Genomic DNA, 14,318 nt, shown 5'->3' on the forward strand with positions numbered 1-14,318 from the left:
CTGCCATGGCGGCGCTGAACACGAGAGAAGAGAATGAGTATGGTTAACCAAAGTCCCGGAAAAATGCAGGTTCGTGATTTGAACTTTTACTACGGGAAATTCCATGCCCTGAAAAATATCAACCTGGATATTGCGAAGAACCAGGTCACAGCGTTTATTGGTCCTTCAGGCTGCGGTAAATCCACCCTGCTGCGTACCTTTAACAAAATGTTCGCGCTTTATCCGGAACAGCGTGCTGAAGGTGAGATTTTACTGGATGGCGAAAATATATTGACGGCCAATCAGGATATCGCACTATTGCGCGCGCGCGTTGGTATGGTGTTCCAGAAGCCAACGCCGTTCCCGATGTCCATTTATGACAATATTGCCTTTGGCGTGCGTCTGTTCGAGAAGCTATCGCGAGCCGATATGGATGAGCGTGTACAGTGGGCTCTCACTAAAGCTGCGCTGTGGAATGAAACCAAAGATAAACTGCATCAGAGCGGTTACAGTCTTTCCGGTGGCCAGCAACAGCGTCTTTGCATTGCCCGCGGTATTGCTATTCGCCCTGAAGTCCTGCTGCTGGATGAGCCCTGTTCGGCGCTTGATCCTATTTCAACCGGACGTATCGAAGAGCTTATTACCGAACTGAAACAAGATTATACCGTGGTGATCGTCACCCACAACATGCAACAGGCTGCGCGCTGTTCCGATCACACCGCGTTTATGTATCTGGGTGAACTGATCGAATTCAGTGATACCGATACGCTATTTACTAAGCCGCATCAGAAGCAGACTGAAGATTATATTACCGGACGCTATGGCTGATATCCGGCTGTACCCGCCATACTTCAAGCTGCAGGTGGGTTGGCTACGTCTTCTGCCCACCTCTGCGACTTACTGAAGCCCGCTCGTGGAGTGACGGACTGGTTGCGCGCCTGCGGTTCGAGTTATGGGGTATCAGGCTGGTATCGCTTTGAGATTAAATCGGGTCGTAATCCGCAACTGTCAGCCGTACGCTTCGGTTTTTGTGACGGAATGCACCTAAACTGTCGGCGTTCATAACGCCTGTTCTCTGTAACAGGACTGGAGAAAACATGGACAACCTAAATCTGAATAAACATATCTCCGGCCAGTTTAACGCCGAGCTGGAACATATCCGTACCCAAGTCATGATCATGGGCGGTATGGTGGAGCAACAACTGACCGATGCGATCACCGCTATGCACAACCAGGATGCTCAACTGGCGAAGCAGGTGATTGATAGTGACCAGAAGGTCAATATGATGGAAGTGGATATTGATGAAGCCTGCGTGCGTATCATCGCCAAACGTCAACCAACCGCCAGCGATCTGCGGTTGGTGATGGCCATCATTAAAACCATCTCTGAGCTGGAGCGTATTGGTGACGTGGCAGAGAAAATCAGCCGCACTGCGCTGGAAAAATTTGGTCAGCAACATATGCCGCTGTTGGTGAGCCTTGAGTCGTTGGGCCATCATACTGTGCAGATGCTGCACGACGTATTGGATGCGTTTGCGCGTATGGATCTGAATGCGGCGGTGCAGATTTACCGCGAAGATAAAAAAGTCGATCAGGAGTACGAAGGTATTGTACGCCAGCTTATGACTTATATGATGGAAGACCCGCGTACTATTCCCAGCGTATTAACCGCGCTGTTCTGTGCCCGTGCCATCGAGCGCATTGGCGATCGCTGCCAGAATATCTGTGAAATTATTTTCTATTTCGTTAAAGGCCAGGATTTTCGTCATGTCGGGGGCGATCAATTAGATAAATTGTTAGCCGGCGAGAATGGCGGCAGCGATCCTGCATAATTGAAGGGTCATCGGGACGGGTTCCCGATGACCCTCACAGACCGTAAGATTCAACACTCTTCTACTTCTCCATTCTCCGTGTTTCATTCAGCATTGACCCAGCCCGAATGTCTTTCTGTATTGATGACTCCGTAAGACAACGTATTTACGTTATCCCCGACGCAATGGTACAGAATGCAAAAAGCCTGCCCTCGTCTTACGACGGGGGCAGGCTTTGTTAGATCTTAGCCTGCGCTTAATTAAGCGATTGAATAACCGGCGTCAACCAGCAGGCCGTGGCCTGATACAAACGATGCGTCATCTGAAGCCAGGAATGCGACAACGTTTGCAACTTCTTCTGGTGTACCTGCGCGGCCAGGAACGGTAGATGCTGCGAAGTCATCTTTCGCCTGGGTGCTTGGCCAGATACGATCCTGGAATGGGGTATCAATGATGCCTGGGTTAACAGCGTTAACGCGAACACCTTGCTTGAACAGTTCGATTGATGCGGTCTTGGTCAGACCCAGAACTGCGTGCTTACTTGCGATATAGAGACCCGCGTTAGCGAAACCGATCACACCACCCATTGAGGCGTTGTTGATGATGGTGCCGCTACCTTGCGCCAGCATAGCTTTTGCCTGGTGTTTCATTGACCAGAACACACCGCGAACGTTAGCGTTGAAAATGGTGTCATAAACTTCGTTTGACTGGTCAACGAAAGGAGTGAACTCACCTTCGGTACCCGCGTTGTTGAAAGCGACATCAATACGGCCATAAGTTGAAATAGTTTTTGCGACCAGATCGATCACGTCTTGTTCAACGTTGATGTCAGCAACAGCTGCTGTTGCTTCGAAGCCTTCACTTTTGATCTCAGCGACAAGTGACTCAATCTCAGAACGACGACGTGCACTGGCAACAACTTTAGCGCCACGGCGAGCCAGTTCGATGGCTGCAGCACGGCCGATACCTGAGCTTGCACCAGTAACCAGAGCGACTTTTCCTGAAAGGGTTTGAGGTGAGACTTTGGTGTTCATGTATTTCTCCAGATTCAAAATGTTAGGCCATTGAACAAGAGAGAAAGTTTCCCACTCATTCGCTGGATATCATACTAGGGCATTAGATTGATATGATAAAGTAGCTAATATTTCTTACTATAATGAATGAGGTTCATCAATGGAGATCGCCGAACTCGTCGAACTCACTGTATTTGCCTTGGTAGCGAAGCATCTTAGCTTCCGTCAAGCAGCCACAGAACGAGGCACATCTGCTTCGGCGGTAAGTCATTCTATACGCAGTCTTGAAGCACGCGTAGGTGTACGGCTTTTCCATCGTACCACGCGTAGTGTATCCCTGACAGAGGCCGGGGAAGCATTATTTACACGATTACAGCCCGCGCTAACCGGCATGCGAACCGCTCTGGATGGATTGAACTCCTTCCGTGCCACGCCTTTCGGCACTATCAGAATAAATGTTCCGAACTCTATTGCACCATATGTCCTGGGCGAGGCGATGGAATTGCTGGCAAACAATGCTGGACTAAAGCTGGAAATTGTCGCGACTGACTCGCTGGTCGATATTGTGCAGGAAGGTTTTGATGCCGGGATCCGCTTTGGTGAACGCTTATCACAGGATATGATCGCGGTTCGTATCAAACCGCGATTTCGCTTTGCTGTTGTTGGCTCACCAACATATTTTGAGAAGCACGGCATTCCCGTAACACCGCATGATCTACATAATCACACATGTATCCGTTACGCCTTTCCCAGCGGGAAAATTTTGAACTGGGAGTTCGCAAGGGACGGAGAAATGGTGAAAGTTGAGGTCGTTGGTCCTTTGACCGTCGATAGCCAGGAGTTAATGGCAGACGCTGCGACACGCGGGTTGGGACTGGCATATATCTGGGAGGATCGTGCAGCCCCTTATCTTCGCGCAGGCCAGCTGCAACGCTGTCTTGAAGATTGGTGTACCATTGATGAAAGCCTGTTTCTTTATTTTCCAAGCCGCAAGCACCAATCGGCAGGATTGCGGGCACTGGTTGAGGCAATGAAGGCGTGAGGTCGTCGCAGGTATCGGGGAAGAAACTGTCGCCCCGATGCGGGTGATTGTCTGCCTCGGTGTTACTGTTGTTGATCGGACAGCACCGAGGCGAAAACACTGCAACCTCCGACGTTAACTCTCCAGCCAGCAACCGTAGAGTATGGGAAATTGCTCACGCACCCACTCGACAAAGACATGAACCTGAGGTGCCAGATGAGACCTGCTTGGGTACAACACGGATACGGGGCGCGGACGTGGGCGGTACTCGCGCAGTACTTCAACTAACGATCCGGCAGCAAGGTGGCGGTCAAGGATAATTCCTGGCGCCTGCAAGATACCGAACCCAGCGATGCCACATTCGACATAAGCGTTAGATTCGTTAACGCTGATTCCATGACGACTGATATACGTTTGGTCATTACCCCCATCGAAAAATTGCCAGGGGCGGGCACGGTTGTTCTGGCCTGAAATAAAAGTGATGCCTTTGTGTGTATGCAGTTCGTCCGGCGTTTGTGGTTCACCGTGGTTTTGCAGATAGGCTGGAGACGCACAGGTGACCATAATGATTTGACCGATGTGACGAGCAACCAGGCTTGAACTGGGTAGCTCACCAATACGTAATACGCAATCTACGCCTTCTGCGACCAGATCGACAGTACGGTCCGTAACCCCTAATACCAACTCGATATCCGGATAGAGAACGGTAAAATTATGAAGACTTTTGATAAGCCTGGGTTGTGCGAATGCAGTAGGAATATCGACACGTAGTCGTCCATGCATAACGTTTCCGGTATGCCCAAACAGAGAAGTGGCTTCAGCCACTTTGCCGAGAATCTCTTTCGCTCGCTCGTAGAACTGTTCCCCTTCGGAAGTGAGCCTTACCTTACGGGTAGTACGTTGGAAAAGCCGCACGCCGAGCGATGTCTCAAGATCCTGGATTGTTCGAGTAACCTGCGGGCGCCCTGTCTGCATAGCATCGGCTGTTTTAGTGAAACTTCCCAGCTCTGCCAGTTTGGCGAATACCTGAATTGTCTGGAGCAGGTCCATAGCGTCCTTACGCCCTTATGCAGCATTGTTTTCGCACAAGGACTGAAAAATAGAATTGTTGCATTCAATTATAACAATCTTGTGCCAGTCTACGCATTTATCGAATCGCAACATTGCTTAACAATATGATCCATCAGTAGGTTGCTCATTCATCTGGAGATAAACAATGAAAGCATGGCTTTTGGAAAATTTCGGCCTTGATAATCTGGTTCTTGGCGATACCGCAACTCCCACACCTAAAGCCGGCGAGTTGCTGGTGAAGATCGGCGCGGTATCGCTGAACTTCCGTGACAAAGCTATCGTTGATGGCTTCTATGAACCGCATATGGTGCCAAAACCCCTTATTCCAGTGAGTGATGCTGCTGGTACCGTTGTCGCCGTTGGTGAGGGTGTAAATCGATTCAAGGTTGGCGATCGGGTTAACTCGCACCTTTATTCACGCTGGATTGATGGTGAGCCAGGGCCAGACGAACCTAACTACTGCTTCGGCTCCCCGCTACCGGGTGGCCTTGCTGAATATATGATCATCCATGAGGAGAGCGCCGTTCGTGTGCCTGACAACCTCTCTGATGAAGAAGCTTCAACGTTGCCTATCGCTGCATTAACTGCATGGTATTCGCTGGTGGACTTCGGTGAAGTTAAAGCTGGGCAAACCGTACTGGTGCAAGGTACCGGTGGCGTATCAATCTTCGCTGTACAGCTTGCGACAGCTCTTGGCGCCAAGGTGATTGTTACCTCCAGTAAAGATGAAAATCTGGAAGCGGTTAAGAAACTTGGCGCTGTTGCTGGTGTGAACTATCGGACCTTCCCACGCTGGGAAGAAGAAGTGCTGAAGCTTACCGATGGTAAGGGTGTTGATCTCCTGCTTGACGTAGCTGGCGGTGAAGGACTCAACCAGTCCATCGCAGCGACCAAAGCATCAGGCCGCATTGCACAAATTGGCTTCCTGAACGGGCAGACGACTACACTTAATCTGATGCCTCTGATTTTCCGTCAGACAACCATTCGCGGAATTGCGGTGGCTCCGCGTTCCAGCTTCGATCGGATGAATGAGTTTTTAAACCAGCATACGATTAAGCCAGTGATTGATCATGTTTATTCATTTGACGAGGCTCACCAGGCTTACCAACACCTGTCACGTGGTGCGTTCGGCAAAGTGGTCATTAAGGTTTCCTGAGAGTCATAAGTCTGATTGGCTATCCGGTCATCTGAATGGTATGGCCGGAAAAGTGATAATACTTAGACTTCGTGTAAAGCGCTCTTTCAACGCAGGAAGAGCGCTTTATCATTTCCGGTTATACTGCGATGTGCCAGCCTTTTTCCTTCCACAACTGCGGTAGTTGGTCCATATCGGTAAAGCGAGTAACCAGCGGGTGCTCAATGGCTTTATTGTGTGCGTCAGCACAGTAATAAAATACCGGGATACCGGCCGCGATACCGGCTTTCACGCCCGCTTCTGAATCATCTACCAGAATACACTGTGCAGTAGACACCCCCATTTTTTCAGCAGCGTGATAGAGCAAACCAGGATCGGGTTTCCAGCACTCAATATCGTAACCGCTAAACAACCGGTCATCAAAAAAGGAGAGCATGCCGGTAAGTCCCAGCGAATGCTGCATCTTTTTCACTGTGCCGTTTGACACGACACACATGGGGACCTTGACACGCGCCAGCAGCGATTTAGCACCGGGGATCGCGGTGAGCCCGGCATCAAACAGGCGTTCCACTTCTGCACGATATTGACGCTCCAGTTCGTCGAAGGAGACAGCAACAGGATGCTGTTTCACGACATCGGCAACAATATCATACAGTTTCACCCCTTTATATTTCTCAAACATCTGCTGAAGCGACAGTGAAATACCGTACCTGGCGAAGGTGTTGACATAAGATTGGGTGCAAATGCGTTCGCTATCTACCAGCGTGCCATCGCAATCAAAAAATACGCATTCAATGCTCATTATGCTCGTCCTGAATTATTTGAGGTGATTGTCACTATACCCTAAATAATTCGAGCTGCAGGAAGGTGGTGACGCAGAGGCGTTTACGTACCGATTAAGAAGCGGATGAATGGCTCCTGTGACGGACTATTGGCGCTAAGACAGAACATACGATGGTTTAAAAAATGTACCTAGCGCGCGTTTTCGTACAGGTGGGCTTCAGACCCCACTAACAGAGTCGTGGCACTCGTTTTTTGCCAAACTTTCCGCAATCGGTTGCTAAAAAAATGGCGATACGCATTAAAACGCGACATTTTGTTATAGGATAGCCGCCGACATATTTCCTGGTTCGGAAGTGACTTATGAACAAACAAGGTTTACTGCAGCGTCTGTTTAAACTGCAAGAGCACCGTACTACCGTTCGTACCGAAGTGATTGCTGGCTTTACCACCTTTCTTACGATGGTTTATATCGTCTTTGTTAACCCGCAGATCCTGGGTGTAGCGGGAATGGATACCCAGACCGTTTTTGTCACCACCTGCCTGATTGCGGCATTCGGCAGTATTTTGATGGGGCTGGTTGCTAACTTGCCGGTTGCACTGGCTCCGGCAATGGGCCTGAACGCCTTTTTTGCCTTTGTTGTGGTCGGGGCAATGGGTATCTCATGGCAGATGGGGATGGGGGCGATTTTCTGGGGCGCTATGGGCCTGCTGCTGTTGACCGTATTTCGCGTCCGCTACTGGATCATTGCCAATATTCCGCTGAGCCTGCGTGTGGGCATCAGCAGTGGCATTGGTCTACTGATTGCGATGATCGGCCTGAAAAATGCCGGCATCGTCGTTTCAAACAAAGATACGCTGGTTGCTATAGGGGATTTTACGTCGCACAGCGTGCTGCTGGGCGCGTTAGGCTTTTTTATTATCGCAATTCTTGCATCGCGTAATGTGCATGTTGCGGTGCTGGTTTCCATCGTTGTGACGACGTTAATCGGTATGGCGCTTGGCGATGTAAAATTTACCGGGATATTCTCCGCTCCGCCGGCGGTCAGTGCCGTGATTCGGCAGATAGATCTGGCTGGGTCACTGAACATCAGCATGGCTGGTATCATCTTTTCTTTCATGCTGGTCAACCTGTTTGATTCGTCGGGTACGCTAATTGGGGTAACAGACAAAGCCGGGTTGGCTGACGAACAGGGAAAATTTCCGCGAATGAAGCAGGCGCTTTATGTCGATAGCCTGAGTTCGGTGGCGGGCTCATTTATCGGAACCTCTTCCGTGACGGCTTATGTCGAAAGCTCTTCAGGTGTTGCGGTGGGAGGGCGTACCGGGCTGATGGCGGTGGTAACCGGCATTCTGTTTCTGTTGGTTATTTTCCTGTCGCCGCTGGCCGCAATGGTACCCGCTTATGCCGCAGCAGGCGCGCTTATTTATGTCGGTGTGTTGATGACCTCCAGCCTTGCGCGGATAAAATGGGAAGATCTTACCGAAGCCGTTCCCGCTTTTGTTACGGCAATCATGATGCCTTTTAGTTTTTCAATTACTGAAGGCATTACGTTTGGTTTCATTGCTTACGGTGTGATGAAGTTGGGTACGGGGCGATGGCGTGAGATAAGTCCCTGTGTCGCGATTGTTGCTTTACTGTTTATCGTGAAAATTGTCTTTATTGACGCGCACCAGGTATGACACTGATCAGCTTTCTGTAAGTTAAATGAGCGGGCTGGAAGGGCCGTTGAGTCGGCCCTTTTGAAAATGTTTGGCGTGGTGGGTAAAGGGTAAACTGTGGCTGTCGGGGTGTATTAATGTTGTAGCAATCTCTCGGAAGGCATACTGGTCAGCCGTAATGCACGTGGCCCCATTCTCGGCTTATTAATTTCGATATCACCCAGCGAATGCCAGTTATAGCGATCGTCAAATTCCCATAGGTGTAAGCGGTCACTGGCTGGTGAGAGTGCGCAGGACCAAATCAATAACGGTTCAACATCGCAGATGGCCTGAATATCAGGCATAGTCGAAGAACGCAGGCGACCAGAGGCTGGATGTAGACGAACAGCATCACCCGGATCGATTTCGCCAGTCAGTTTCATCACGCTATGACGTAGCGTCCAAAGCTGGGTTATGGCCTCAATACAATCCTGCTGTGCATTAACCCAGGCTTTTTCTGCAGAAGAGAGAACCTGCATATAGTTGTTTAACGTTTGGCGGCTGTGCGCGCGGACTATTTCCATATCCAGTCCGCCACGGGCACCTTCTTCCGCCAACAGAACGCCAATCTGACCGCCAGCATAGGCAATACTAAAATCGGGCAGGTCGGGATCGGCAAAGGCAGGACGCCCGTTACTCAGGGTAATTATTTCGGGCAGTCGCTGGATACCGTAAACACGCAGCATTAGCTCCGCTAGCAGCATACGGGATGCCAGAAATCGTCCTCGGCGCCTTGATTCAAAACTCAGTGAATTTTCAACGAGTTGCTGGGGTAATCGGTGAACATTTGGTTTGCTCTGGACGAAAGTCCAGCGTACAAAATGACTTGCCATCTGTCGCTCCGTGAAAATGGTCGGATAATCATCAGGGTTATTGTAAGAATTTTCCGAGGGGATTGCACCCGGCTTTCGCATCAGGGGCATAAAATTCAGATTAAAGTGAGGAAGAAGATGAATTGGTCGGCCTGGCAGCATACGCGTCATTCAGGCAGTATCCGTGGAAAGATATCGCACCGCAATGATATTGCCGATGTGCTCTACCCGCTTAAGTCCGACCTGGCAGGCAATTTTGAGGTCGGATTGGCTCCGGATCTTGCTCGGAGCCTTTACGTATCCTCAGTACGCCGCGGTTCCGTCGCACTGTGCATGTCTGGTGTGTCGGCAACAACCAGGCCAATGAGCTTTCCGTTATCTGAGTGCTCGCTGCTTACTTTCCAATACAGAAACTGGAGAAAATACGGCCAAGGAGATCATCCGAGGTAAATTCACCGGTTATTTCGCTTAAATTCTGTTGCGCTAACCGTAGCTCTTCAGCCAGTAATTCACCCGCCCATGCACCCAGTAACTGTTGTTTCCCCTGCTGTAAGTGAGCAGACGCTAACTCCAGAGCCTGCAGGTGGCGTCGACGTGCCAGGAAACCGCCTTCCATGTTGCCAGAAAATCCCATGCTTTGCTTCAGGTGGTCGCGGAGCACCTCAATGCCATCACCGGTTCTGGCGGAGAGGCGGATAAGAGAGTGACCATTTACTTCTGTTAATCCCTGCGTTTCACCAGTGATATCCGCTTTGTTTCGCACGACAGTTATTGGTAGGTTATCTGGCAAGCGGGCGATAAAGTCTGGCCAGATCTGTGCAGGTTCAGTCGCATCCGTAGTCGTGCCATCGACCATAAATAACACACGGTCAGCTTGCTTGATTTCATTCCATGCCCGCTCAATACCGATGCGTTCTACTTCATCACCGGCTTCGCGTAACCCCGCGGTATCGATGATATGCAAAGGCATACCGTCGATATGAATATGCTCACGCAGGACATCACGGGTTGTTCCGGCAATATCAGTCACGATAGCGGCTTCACGTCCCGCCAGCGCGTTCAGCAAACTGGATTTTCCGGCGTTGGGACGTCCCGCAATCACCACCTTCATTCCTTCGCGTAGCAGACTTCCCTGACGTGCTTCAGCGCGTACGGCATCGAGATCGGTAATTACCGTATTGAGCTGGGCTTCAATTTTACCGTCTGACAGGAAATCAATTTCTTCATCAGGAAAATCAATTGCTGCTTCCACGTAGATTCGCAGGTGAGTAAGCGCTTCCACTAAATGATTTATACGGGTGGAAAAAGCGCCTTGTAATGAATTCAGTGCGGAACGAGCGGCCTGTTCTGAGCTGGCATCAATCAGGTCCGCGATGGCTTCGGCTTGCGCTAAATCGAGCTTATCATTCAGAAAAGCACGTTCGGAGAACTCACCGGGCTGGGCAATACGTAGTCCCGGCAACGCCACGATGCGCTTAAGCAACAGATCGAGAATTACCGGGCCACCGTGGCCCTGCAACTCAAGGACATCTTCGCCGGTGAATGAATGCGGCCCAGGAAACCACAGGGCGATCCCCTGATCGAGTGCGCTGCCATCGGCATCAAGAAAAGGCAGATAATCAGCATAACGCGGCTTTGGCAGTTTACCGAGCAGATGCTGTGCCACTTCAGCTGCTTTGGCACCTGAAATGCGCAGAATGCCGACGCCGCCGCGTCCTGGCGGAGTGGCCTGGGCGACGATAGTATCGCTATGGCTCATGGTGTTCTCTCATTGGCTAATAAAAAAATAAGGCGGTCAATGACCGCCTTATCATACACCTTTCATCATTCAAGCTTCAGGTGGGTTGATTACTCATCCCACTCGGGTTGGTAATAATAAATTTACCCGTTACGCTTTTTTCTTGTCGCGGCTGTGCAGGCCGCGTTTTTCCAGGCCGCGGTAAATCAGCTGCTGCTGGATAATGGTCACCAGGTTACTGACGATGTAGTACAGCACCAGACCGGACGGGAACCACAAGAAGAACACGGTAAAAATGACCGGCATGAAAGTCATGATCTTCTGCTGCATCGGGTCGGTCACGGTGGTTGGCGACATCTTCTGAATGAAGAACATCGTCACACCCATCAGAATCGGCAGGATATAGAACGGGTCCTGTGCCGACAAATCGTGGATCCACAACGCGAATGGCGCATGGCGAAGCTCAATTGAGCCCATCAGCATGTAATACAGTGCCAGGAAGATAGGCATCTGAATCACCAGCGGCAGACAGCCGCCCAGCGGGTTAACCTTTTCAGATTTATACAACGCCATCATTTCCTGACTAACGCGTTGCTTATCATCACCTAAGCGCTCACGCATCGCCTGAATTTTAGGCTGCAGCATGCGCATTTTCGCCATTGAGGTGTACTGCGCTTTGGTCAGCGGGTACATAATGCCGCGCACGATAAAGGTGATAACAATAATCGAGAAACCCCAGTTACCGATAAAGCTGTGGAGGAATTTCAGCAACTTAAACAGAGGTTGTGAAATAAACCACAGCCAGCCGTAATCCACGGTCAGGTCAAGATGTGGCGCCACTGCCGCCATTTTGTCCTGAATTTCAGGTCCTACCCACAGTGTTGCCGCCAGATTCTGCTGGGAACCTGCTGCGATAGTCACGGGTGTAGATTTATATCCTACCGCCGCGATGCCATTGCCAAGATTGCTGGTATAAAGCGTGTTATTACCTGTCGTACGCGGCACCCAGGCAGTAGCAAAATATTGCTGCAGCATGGCCACCCAGCCGTTCGCTGTGGAAGTACTCAGGTTTTCATTATCAGCGATAGTATCGAATTTGTATTTTTCATACTTTTCATCACTGGTGGAGTAAGCCGCACCGCGGAAAGTATGTAAAGCAAAGTTATTGCTGCCGGTATCACGGCTTTTTGGTAAGTCGATAGACTGTTTCAACTGACCAAACATCGCGACTTCCAGCGGCTGCTGGGTCGTATTATTGACTTGATAGTCGACATTAATCGCATATTCACCACGCTTCAGTACGAAGGTTTTGGTGTACATAGCGCCGTTTTCTGCCGTAAAAGTCAGCGGGATACGCAACTCGCTCTGCCCATCAGCCAGTTCAAAATGATCCTGGGTCGTGGTATACAGCGGGCGAGCACCGTTTGCTGGATTATCCGGGCCGTTACGGCCGGTCAGGCCGCTTTGAGCCTGGTAGATAAATGCAGGTGAGGTTTCCAGCAGTTGCAAAGGCTGAGAGGAGCCCAGTTTATCCGGGTAAGCCAGCAGCAGTGCCTGCTCAATGTCACCACCGCGGGTGTTAAGTTGCAAAGACAGGACATCGGTCTTAACGGTGATCGTTTTACCCTGTCCGCTTGCTGGTACGCCCTGGTTGGCTGCATCACCGGCTGCGCTGGTCGTGTTCTGCGTGGTCTGGGTTTGCTGAGGCTGCGGAGCGTGGTCCGTTTGCCAGGCTTGCCAGATCATGAAAGACACGAACAGAAAAGCGATGAGAAAAAGATTGCGTTGCGAATCCATCGTTAATGTTCTCTGTTATCGTCGGTTTTTGGCGGGACCGGATCGTCGCCACCCGGGTTCAAAGGATGGCATTTTAATACGCGTTTCATCGTCAACCAACTGCCTTTTAACACTCCAAACCTGCGCAATGCCTCAATACCGTATTGAGAACAGGTAGGATGAAAACGACAGTGCGGTCCCAACAGCGGACTGATCGCGCGTTGATAGCCGCGAATCAGCGCAATCAGGAGCCGCGAGCCTGGCGACAGTGACGACGCCATAGTTTCTCCAACGCTTCCGTTAGCGCACGATTATCAAGATCGGCAACCCCTTTCTTCGCCACTACCACAAAATCCATTGCGGGGAGCTCATGTTGTCGCAGGCGAAAGCTTTCGCGGGTCAATCGCTTGATCCGGTTACGCTCATGCGCACGCTTAACATTTTTTTTAGCGACGGTAAGACCGATGCGGGGATGCCCCAGCCCATTATTGCGGCCGAGAATGGTAATTTGCGGCATGCCAGCCCGTTGTGGCTGCTGGAAGACGAAAGTGAAATGAGTGGGAGTTAACAAACGTAACTCCCTGGGAAATGCGAGCGTAACCACCAAGGGCTAGCTTTATTACTTAGAAACGGTCAGACGAGAACGGCCTTTAGCACGACGACGTGCCAGAACCTGACGACCATTTTTAGTTGCCATACGAGCACGGAAACCGTGTGAACGGTTACGCTTCAGTACGGACGGTTGAAAAGTGCGTTTCATGGCGATTTCTACCTAAACTTGAAAAATTTCACTTGGTGACGCGTTTATGGGCCAGTAAAAACGACCAACGCCTCAATGTGTCTTTAATAAAGAGGCGGGATTGTAATAATTGTACAGTCCAGAGTCAATTTACTTCGCTTCAAGCTGCGTCTTAATTGTCCCGAGTCGACCCGCAAAACCCGCCGAATCGGCCAGGACGCGCAACACGCTGGGGCAAGAATTATACGGCCTCTGCGATAAATCGCAAGGATCGTGAGGATCTTCTGGCGATCGTTTATCCTTTTATCTTTTAGTTTCCCCACGGTTGTTGGCTTGCAGGGCAAGTCTCGATCGTTGATCGGCATAAGCTTCTGTAAATTAAAATGCCGAACAGCGTTGCCTGGCCAGAAAAAAATATCGGCATACAGAAATGGATAGTGTGAGCTGGACTGGAGAAAGGCATGAATCACGACAATACTGAATATCTTTTGGTGCGGTTGACCTAAACTGATCGGCGTGATTTATGCCTGTGGATAAAATGGATCAAAACTGTGTAGAAAGTGAAGATCTCTGGCGCGCTTTGCGCTATGATCCGCCCCTTCCGCTAACGATCCTCCGAGCGATCGCGATCGGATTAACCGCAGATAGCGGTTCGTATGCGTATCGTCTGCATGCGTCAACAATGATTAATTTATCGTTTCAGCGCCTTTTTTCTTATCGATTTTGTTCGAGTGGAGTCCGC

The 14,318-nt window shown here is 50.4% G+C and carries 14 protein-coding genes; 5 read left to right on the forward strand and 9 right to left on the reverse strand.

Features of this window, described 5'->3' with window-relative positions; all coding sequences use genetic code 11:
• Nucleotides 1–33 precede the first annotated feature (33 nt).
• Nucleotides 34–807, forward strand: coding sequence for a phosphate ABC transporter ATP-binding protein PstB (pstB, locus tag J1C60_RS18530; protein ID WP_128175260.1), 774 nt, complete (start codon nt 34–36; stop codon nt 805–807).
• Between the two features lie 269 nt (nt 808–1,076).
• Nucleotides 1,077–1,811 (forward strand): phosphate signaling complex protein PhoU, encoded by a 735-nt coding sequence (gene phoU / locus J1C60_RS18535; RefSeq protein WP_128175258.1) that lies wholly within the window; start codon nt 1,077–1,079, stop codon nt 1,809–1,811.
• A gap of 239 nt (nt 1,812–2,050) precedes the next feature.
• On the opposite strand, the gene J1C60_RS18540 is transcribed toward phoU, so the two are convergent.
• Nucleotides 2,051–2,824, reverse strand: coding sequence for an SDR family NAD(P)-dependent oxidoreductase (locus J1C60_RS18540; RefSeq protein ID WP_128175256.1), 774 nt, complete (start codon nt 2,822–2,824; stop codon nt 2,051–2,053).
• A gap of 139 nt (nt 2,825–2,963) precedes the next feature.
• Here J1C60_RS18540 and J1C60_RS18545 point away from each other — a divergent pair, with 139 nt between their 5' ends.
• Nucleotides 2,964–3,845, forward strand: a complete 882-nt coding sequence (locus J1C60_RS18545) for a LysR family transcriptional regulator (protein ID WP_128175255.1) — start codon at nt 2,964–2,966, stop codon at nt 3,843–3,845.
• Nucleotides 3,846–3,959: 114 nt separating this feature from the next.
• Here J1C60_RS18545 and J1C60_RS18550 read toward each other — a convergent pair whose 3' ends face one another.
• The gene (locus tag J1C60_RS18550) at nt 3,960–4,874 is read right to left on the reverse strand and encodes a LysR family transcriptional regulator (RefSeq protein ID WP_182611424.1); all 915 of its coding nucleotides are present in this window, start codon (nt 4,872–4,874) and stop codon (nt 3,960–3,962) included.
• A gap of 166 nt (nt 4,875–5,040) precedes the next feature.
• Between J1C60_RS18550 and J1C60_RS18555 the strand changes: the two genes are divergently transcribed.
• Entirely contained in the window at nt 5,041–6,051 is a 1,011-nt protein-coding gene (locus J1C60_RS18555) for a zinc-dependent alcohol dehydrogenase family protein (RefSeq protein WP_128175253.1), read from the forward strand.
• Nucleotides 6,052–6,169: 118 nt separating this feature from the next.
• Here the strand turns inward: J1C60_RS18555 and yieH are convergent, their stop codons facing one another.
• Nucleotides 6,170–6,832: a 6-phosphogluconate phosphatase gene (gene yieH, locus J1C60_RS18560; protein WP_128175251.1), complete on the reverse strand. Its 663-nt coding sequence runs from the start codon at nt 6,830–6,832 to the stop codon at nt 6,170–6,172.
• Between the two features lie 341 nt (nt 6,833–7,173).
• Between yieH and J1C60_RS18565 the strand changes: the two genes are divergently transcribed.
• Nucleotides 7,174–8,493, forward strand: a complete 1,320-nt coding sequence (locus J1C60_RS18565; RefSeq protein WP_128175249.1) for an NCS2 family permease — start codon at nt 7,174–7,176, stop codon at nt 8,491–8,493.
• Nucleotides 8,494–8,606: 113 nt separating this feature from the next.
• Here J1C60_RS18565 and J1C60_RS18570 read toward each other — a convergent pair whose 3' ends face one another.
• The 6 genes from J1C60_RS18570 to rpmH form a co-directional block, all read right to left on the reverse strand.
• Complete coding sequence (locus J1C60_RS18570; protein WP_128175247.1) at nt 8,607–9,344, reverse strand: 4'-phosphopantetheinyl transferase family protein; 738 nt, start codon at nt 9,342–9,344, stop codon at nt 8,607–8,609.
• Nucleotides 9,345–9,717: 373 nt separating this feature from the next.
• Nucleotides 9,718–11,082: a tRNA uridine-5-carboxymethylaminomethyl(34) synthesis GTPase MnmE gene (gene mnmE / locus J1C60_RS18575; protein ID WP_128175245.1), complete on the reverse strand. Its 1,365-nt coding sequence runs from the start codon at nt 11,080–11,082 to the stop codon at nt 9,718–9,720.
• Nucleotides 11,083–11,211: 129 nt separating this feature from the next.
• Complete coding sequence (gene yidC / locus J1C60_RS18580) at nt 11,212–12,858, reverse strand: membrane protein insertase YidC (RefSeq protein ID WP_128175243.1); 1,647 nt, start codon at nt 12,856–12,858, stop codon at nt 11,212–11,214.
• Between the two features lie 2 nt (nt 12,859–12,860).
• Nucleotides 12,861–13,118, reverse strand: coding sequence for a membrane protein insertion efficiency factor YidD (yidD, locus tag J1C60_RS18585; protein WP_128175241.1), 258 nt, complete (start codon nt 13,116–13,118; stop codon nt 12,861–12,863).
• A complete protein-coding gene (gene rnpA / locus J1C60_RS18590) occupies nt 13,082–13,441 on the reverse strand; it encodes a ribonuclease P protein component (RefSeq protein ID WP_128175239.1) in 360 nt (119 codons plus the stop codon). Before rnpA ends, yidD begins: the two co-directional genes overlap by 37 nt.
• 15 nt (nt 13,442–13,456) lie before the next feature.
• Nucleotides 13,457–13,597 (reverse strand): 50S ribosomal protein L34, encoded by a 141-nt coding sequence (gene rpmH, locus J1C60_RS18595; RefSeq protein WP_003849659.1) that lies wholly within the window; start codon nt 13,595–13,597, stop codon nt 13,457–13,459.
• Nucleotides 13,598–14,318: the final 721 nt, after the last annotated feature.

The organism is [Pantoea] beijingensis, assembly GCF_022647505.1.
Classification (GTDB): Bacteria; Pseudomonadota; Gammaproteobacteria; order Enterobacterales; family Enterobacteriaceae; genus Erwinia; species Erwinia beijingensis.

Bases quoted from the DNA above. Each gene is read 5' to 3' on its own strand.
- J1C60_RS18570 (WP_128175247.1), bottom strand. From the start codon at position 9,344: ATGGCAAGTCATTTTGTACGCTGGACTTTCGTCCAGAGCAAACCAAAT.
- J1C60_RS18555 (WP_128175253.1), top strand. From the start codon at position 5,041: ATGAAAGCATGGCTTTTGGAAAATTTCGGCCTTGATAATCTGGTTCTT.
- phoU (WP_128175258.1), top strand. From the start codon at position 1,077: ATGGACAACCTAAATCTGAATAAACATATCTCCGGCCAGTTTAACGCC.
- J1C60_RS18550 (WP_182611424.1), bottom strand. From the start codon at position 4,874: ATGGACCTGCTCCAGACAATTCAGGTATTCGCCAAACTGGCAGAGCTG.
- J1C60_RS18565 (WP_128175249.1), top strand. From the start codon at position 7,174: ATGAACAAACAAGGTTTACTGCAGCGTCTGTTTAAACTGCAAGAGCAC.
- yieH (WP_128175251.1), bottom strand. From the start codon at position 6,832: ATGAGCATTGAATGCGTATTTTTTGATTGCGATGGCACGCTGGTAGAT.
- yidD (WP_128175241.1), bottom strand. From the start codon at position 13,118: ATGGCGTCGTCACTGTCGCCAGGCTCGCGGCTCCTGATTGCGCTGATT.
- mnmE (WP_128175245.1), bottom strand. From the start codon at position 11,082: ATGAGCCATAGCGATACTATCGTCGCCCAGGCCACTCCGCCAGGACGC.
- rpmH (WP_003849659.1), bottom strand. From the start codon at position 13,597: ATGAAACGCACTTTTCAACCGTCCGTACTGAAGCGTAACCGTTCACAC.
- J1C60_RS18540 (WP_128175256.1), bottom strand. From the start codon at position 2,824: ATGAACACCAAAGTCTCACCTCAAACCCTTTCAGGAAAAGTCGCTCTG.
- pstB (WP_128175260.1), top strand. From the start codon at position 34: ATGAGTATGGTTAACCAAAGTCCCGGAAAAATGCAGGTTCGTGATTTG.
- yidC (WP_128175243.1), bottom strand. From the start codon at position 12,858: ATGGATTCGCAACGCAATCTTTTTCTCATCGCTTTTCTGTTCGTGTCT.
- J1C60_RS18545 (WP_128175255.1), top strand. From the start codon at position 2,964: ATGGAGATCGCCGAACTCGTCGAACTCACTGTATTTGCCTTGGTAGCG.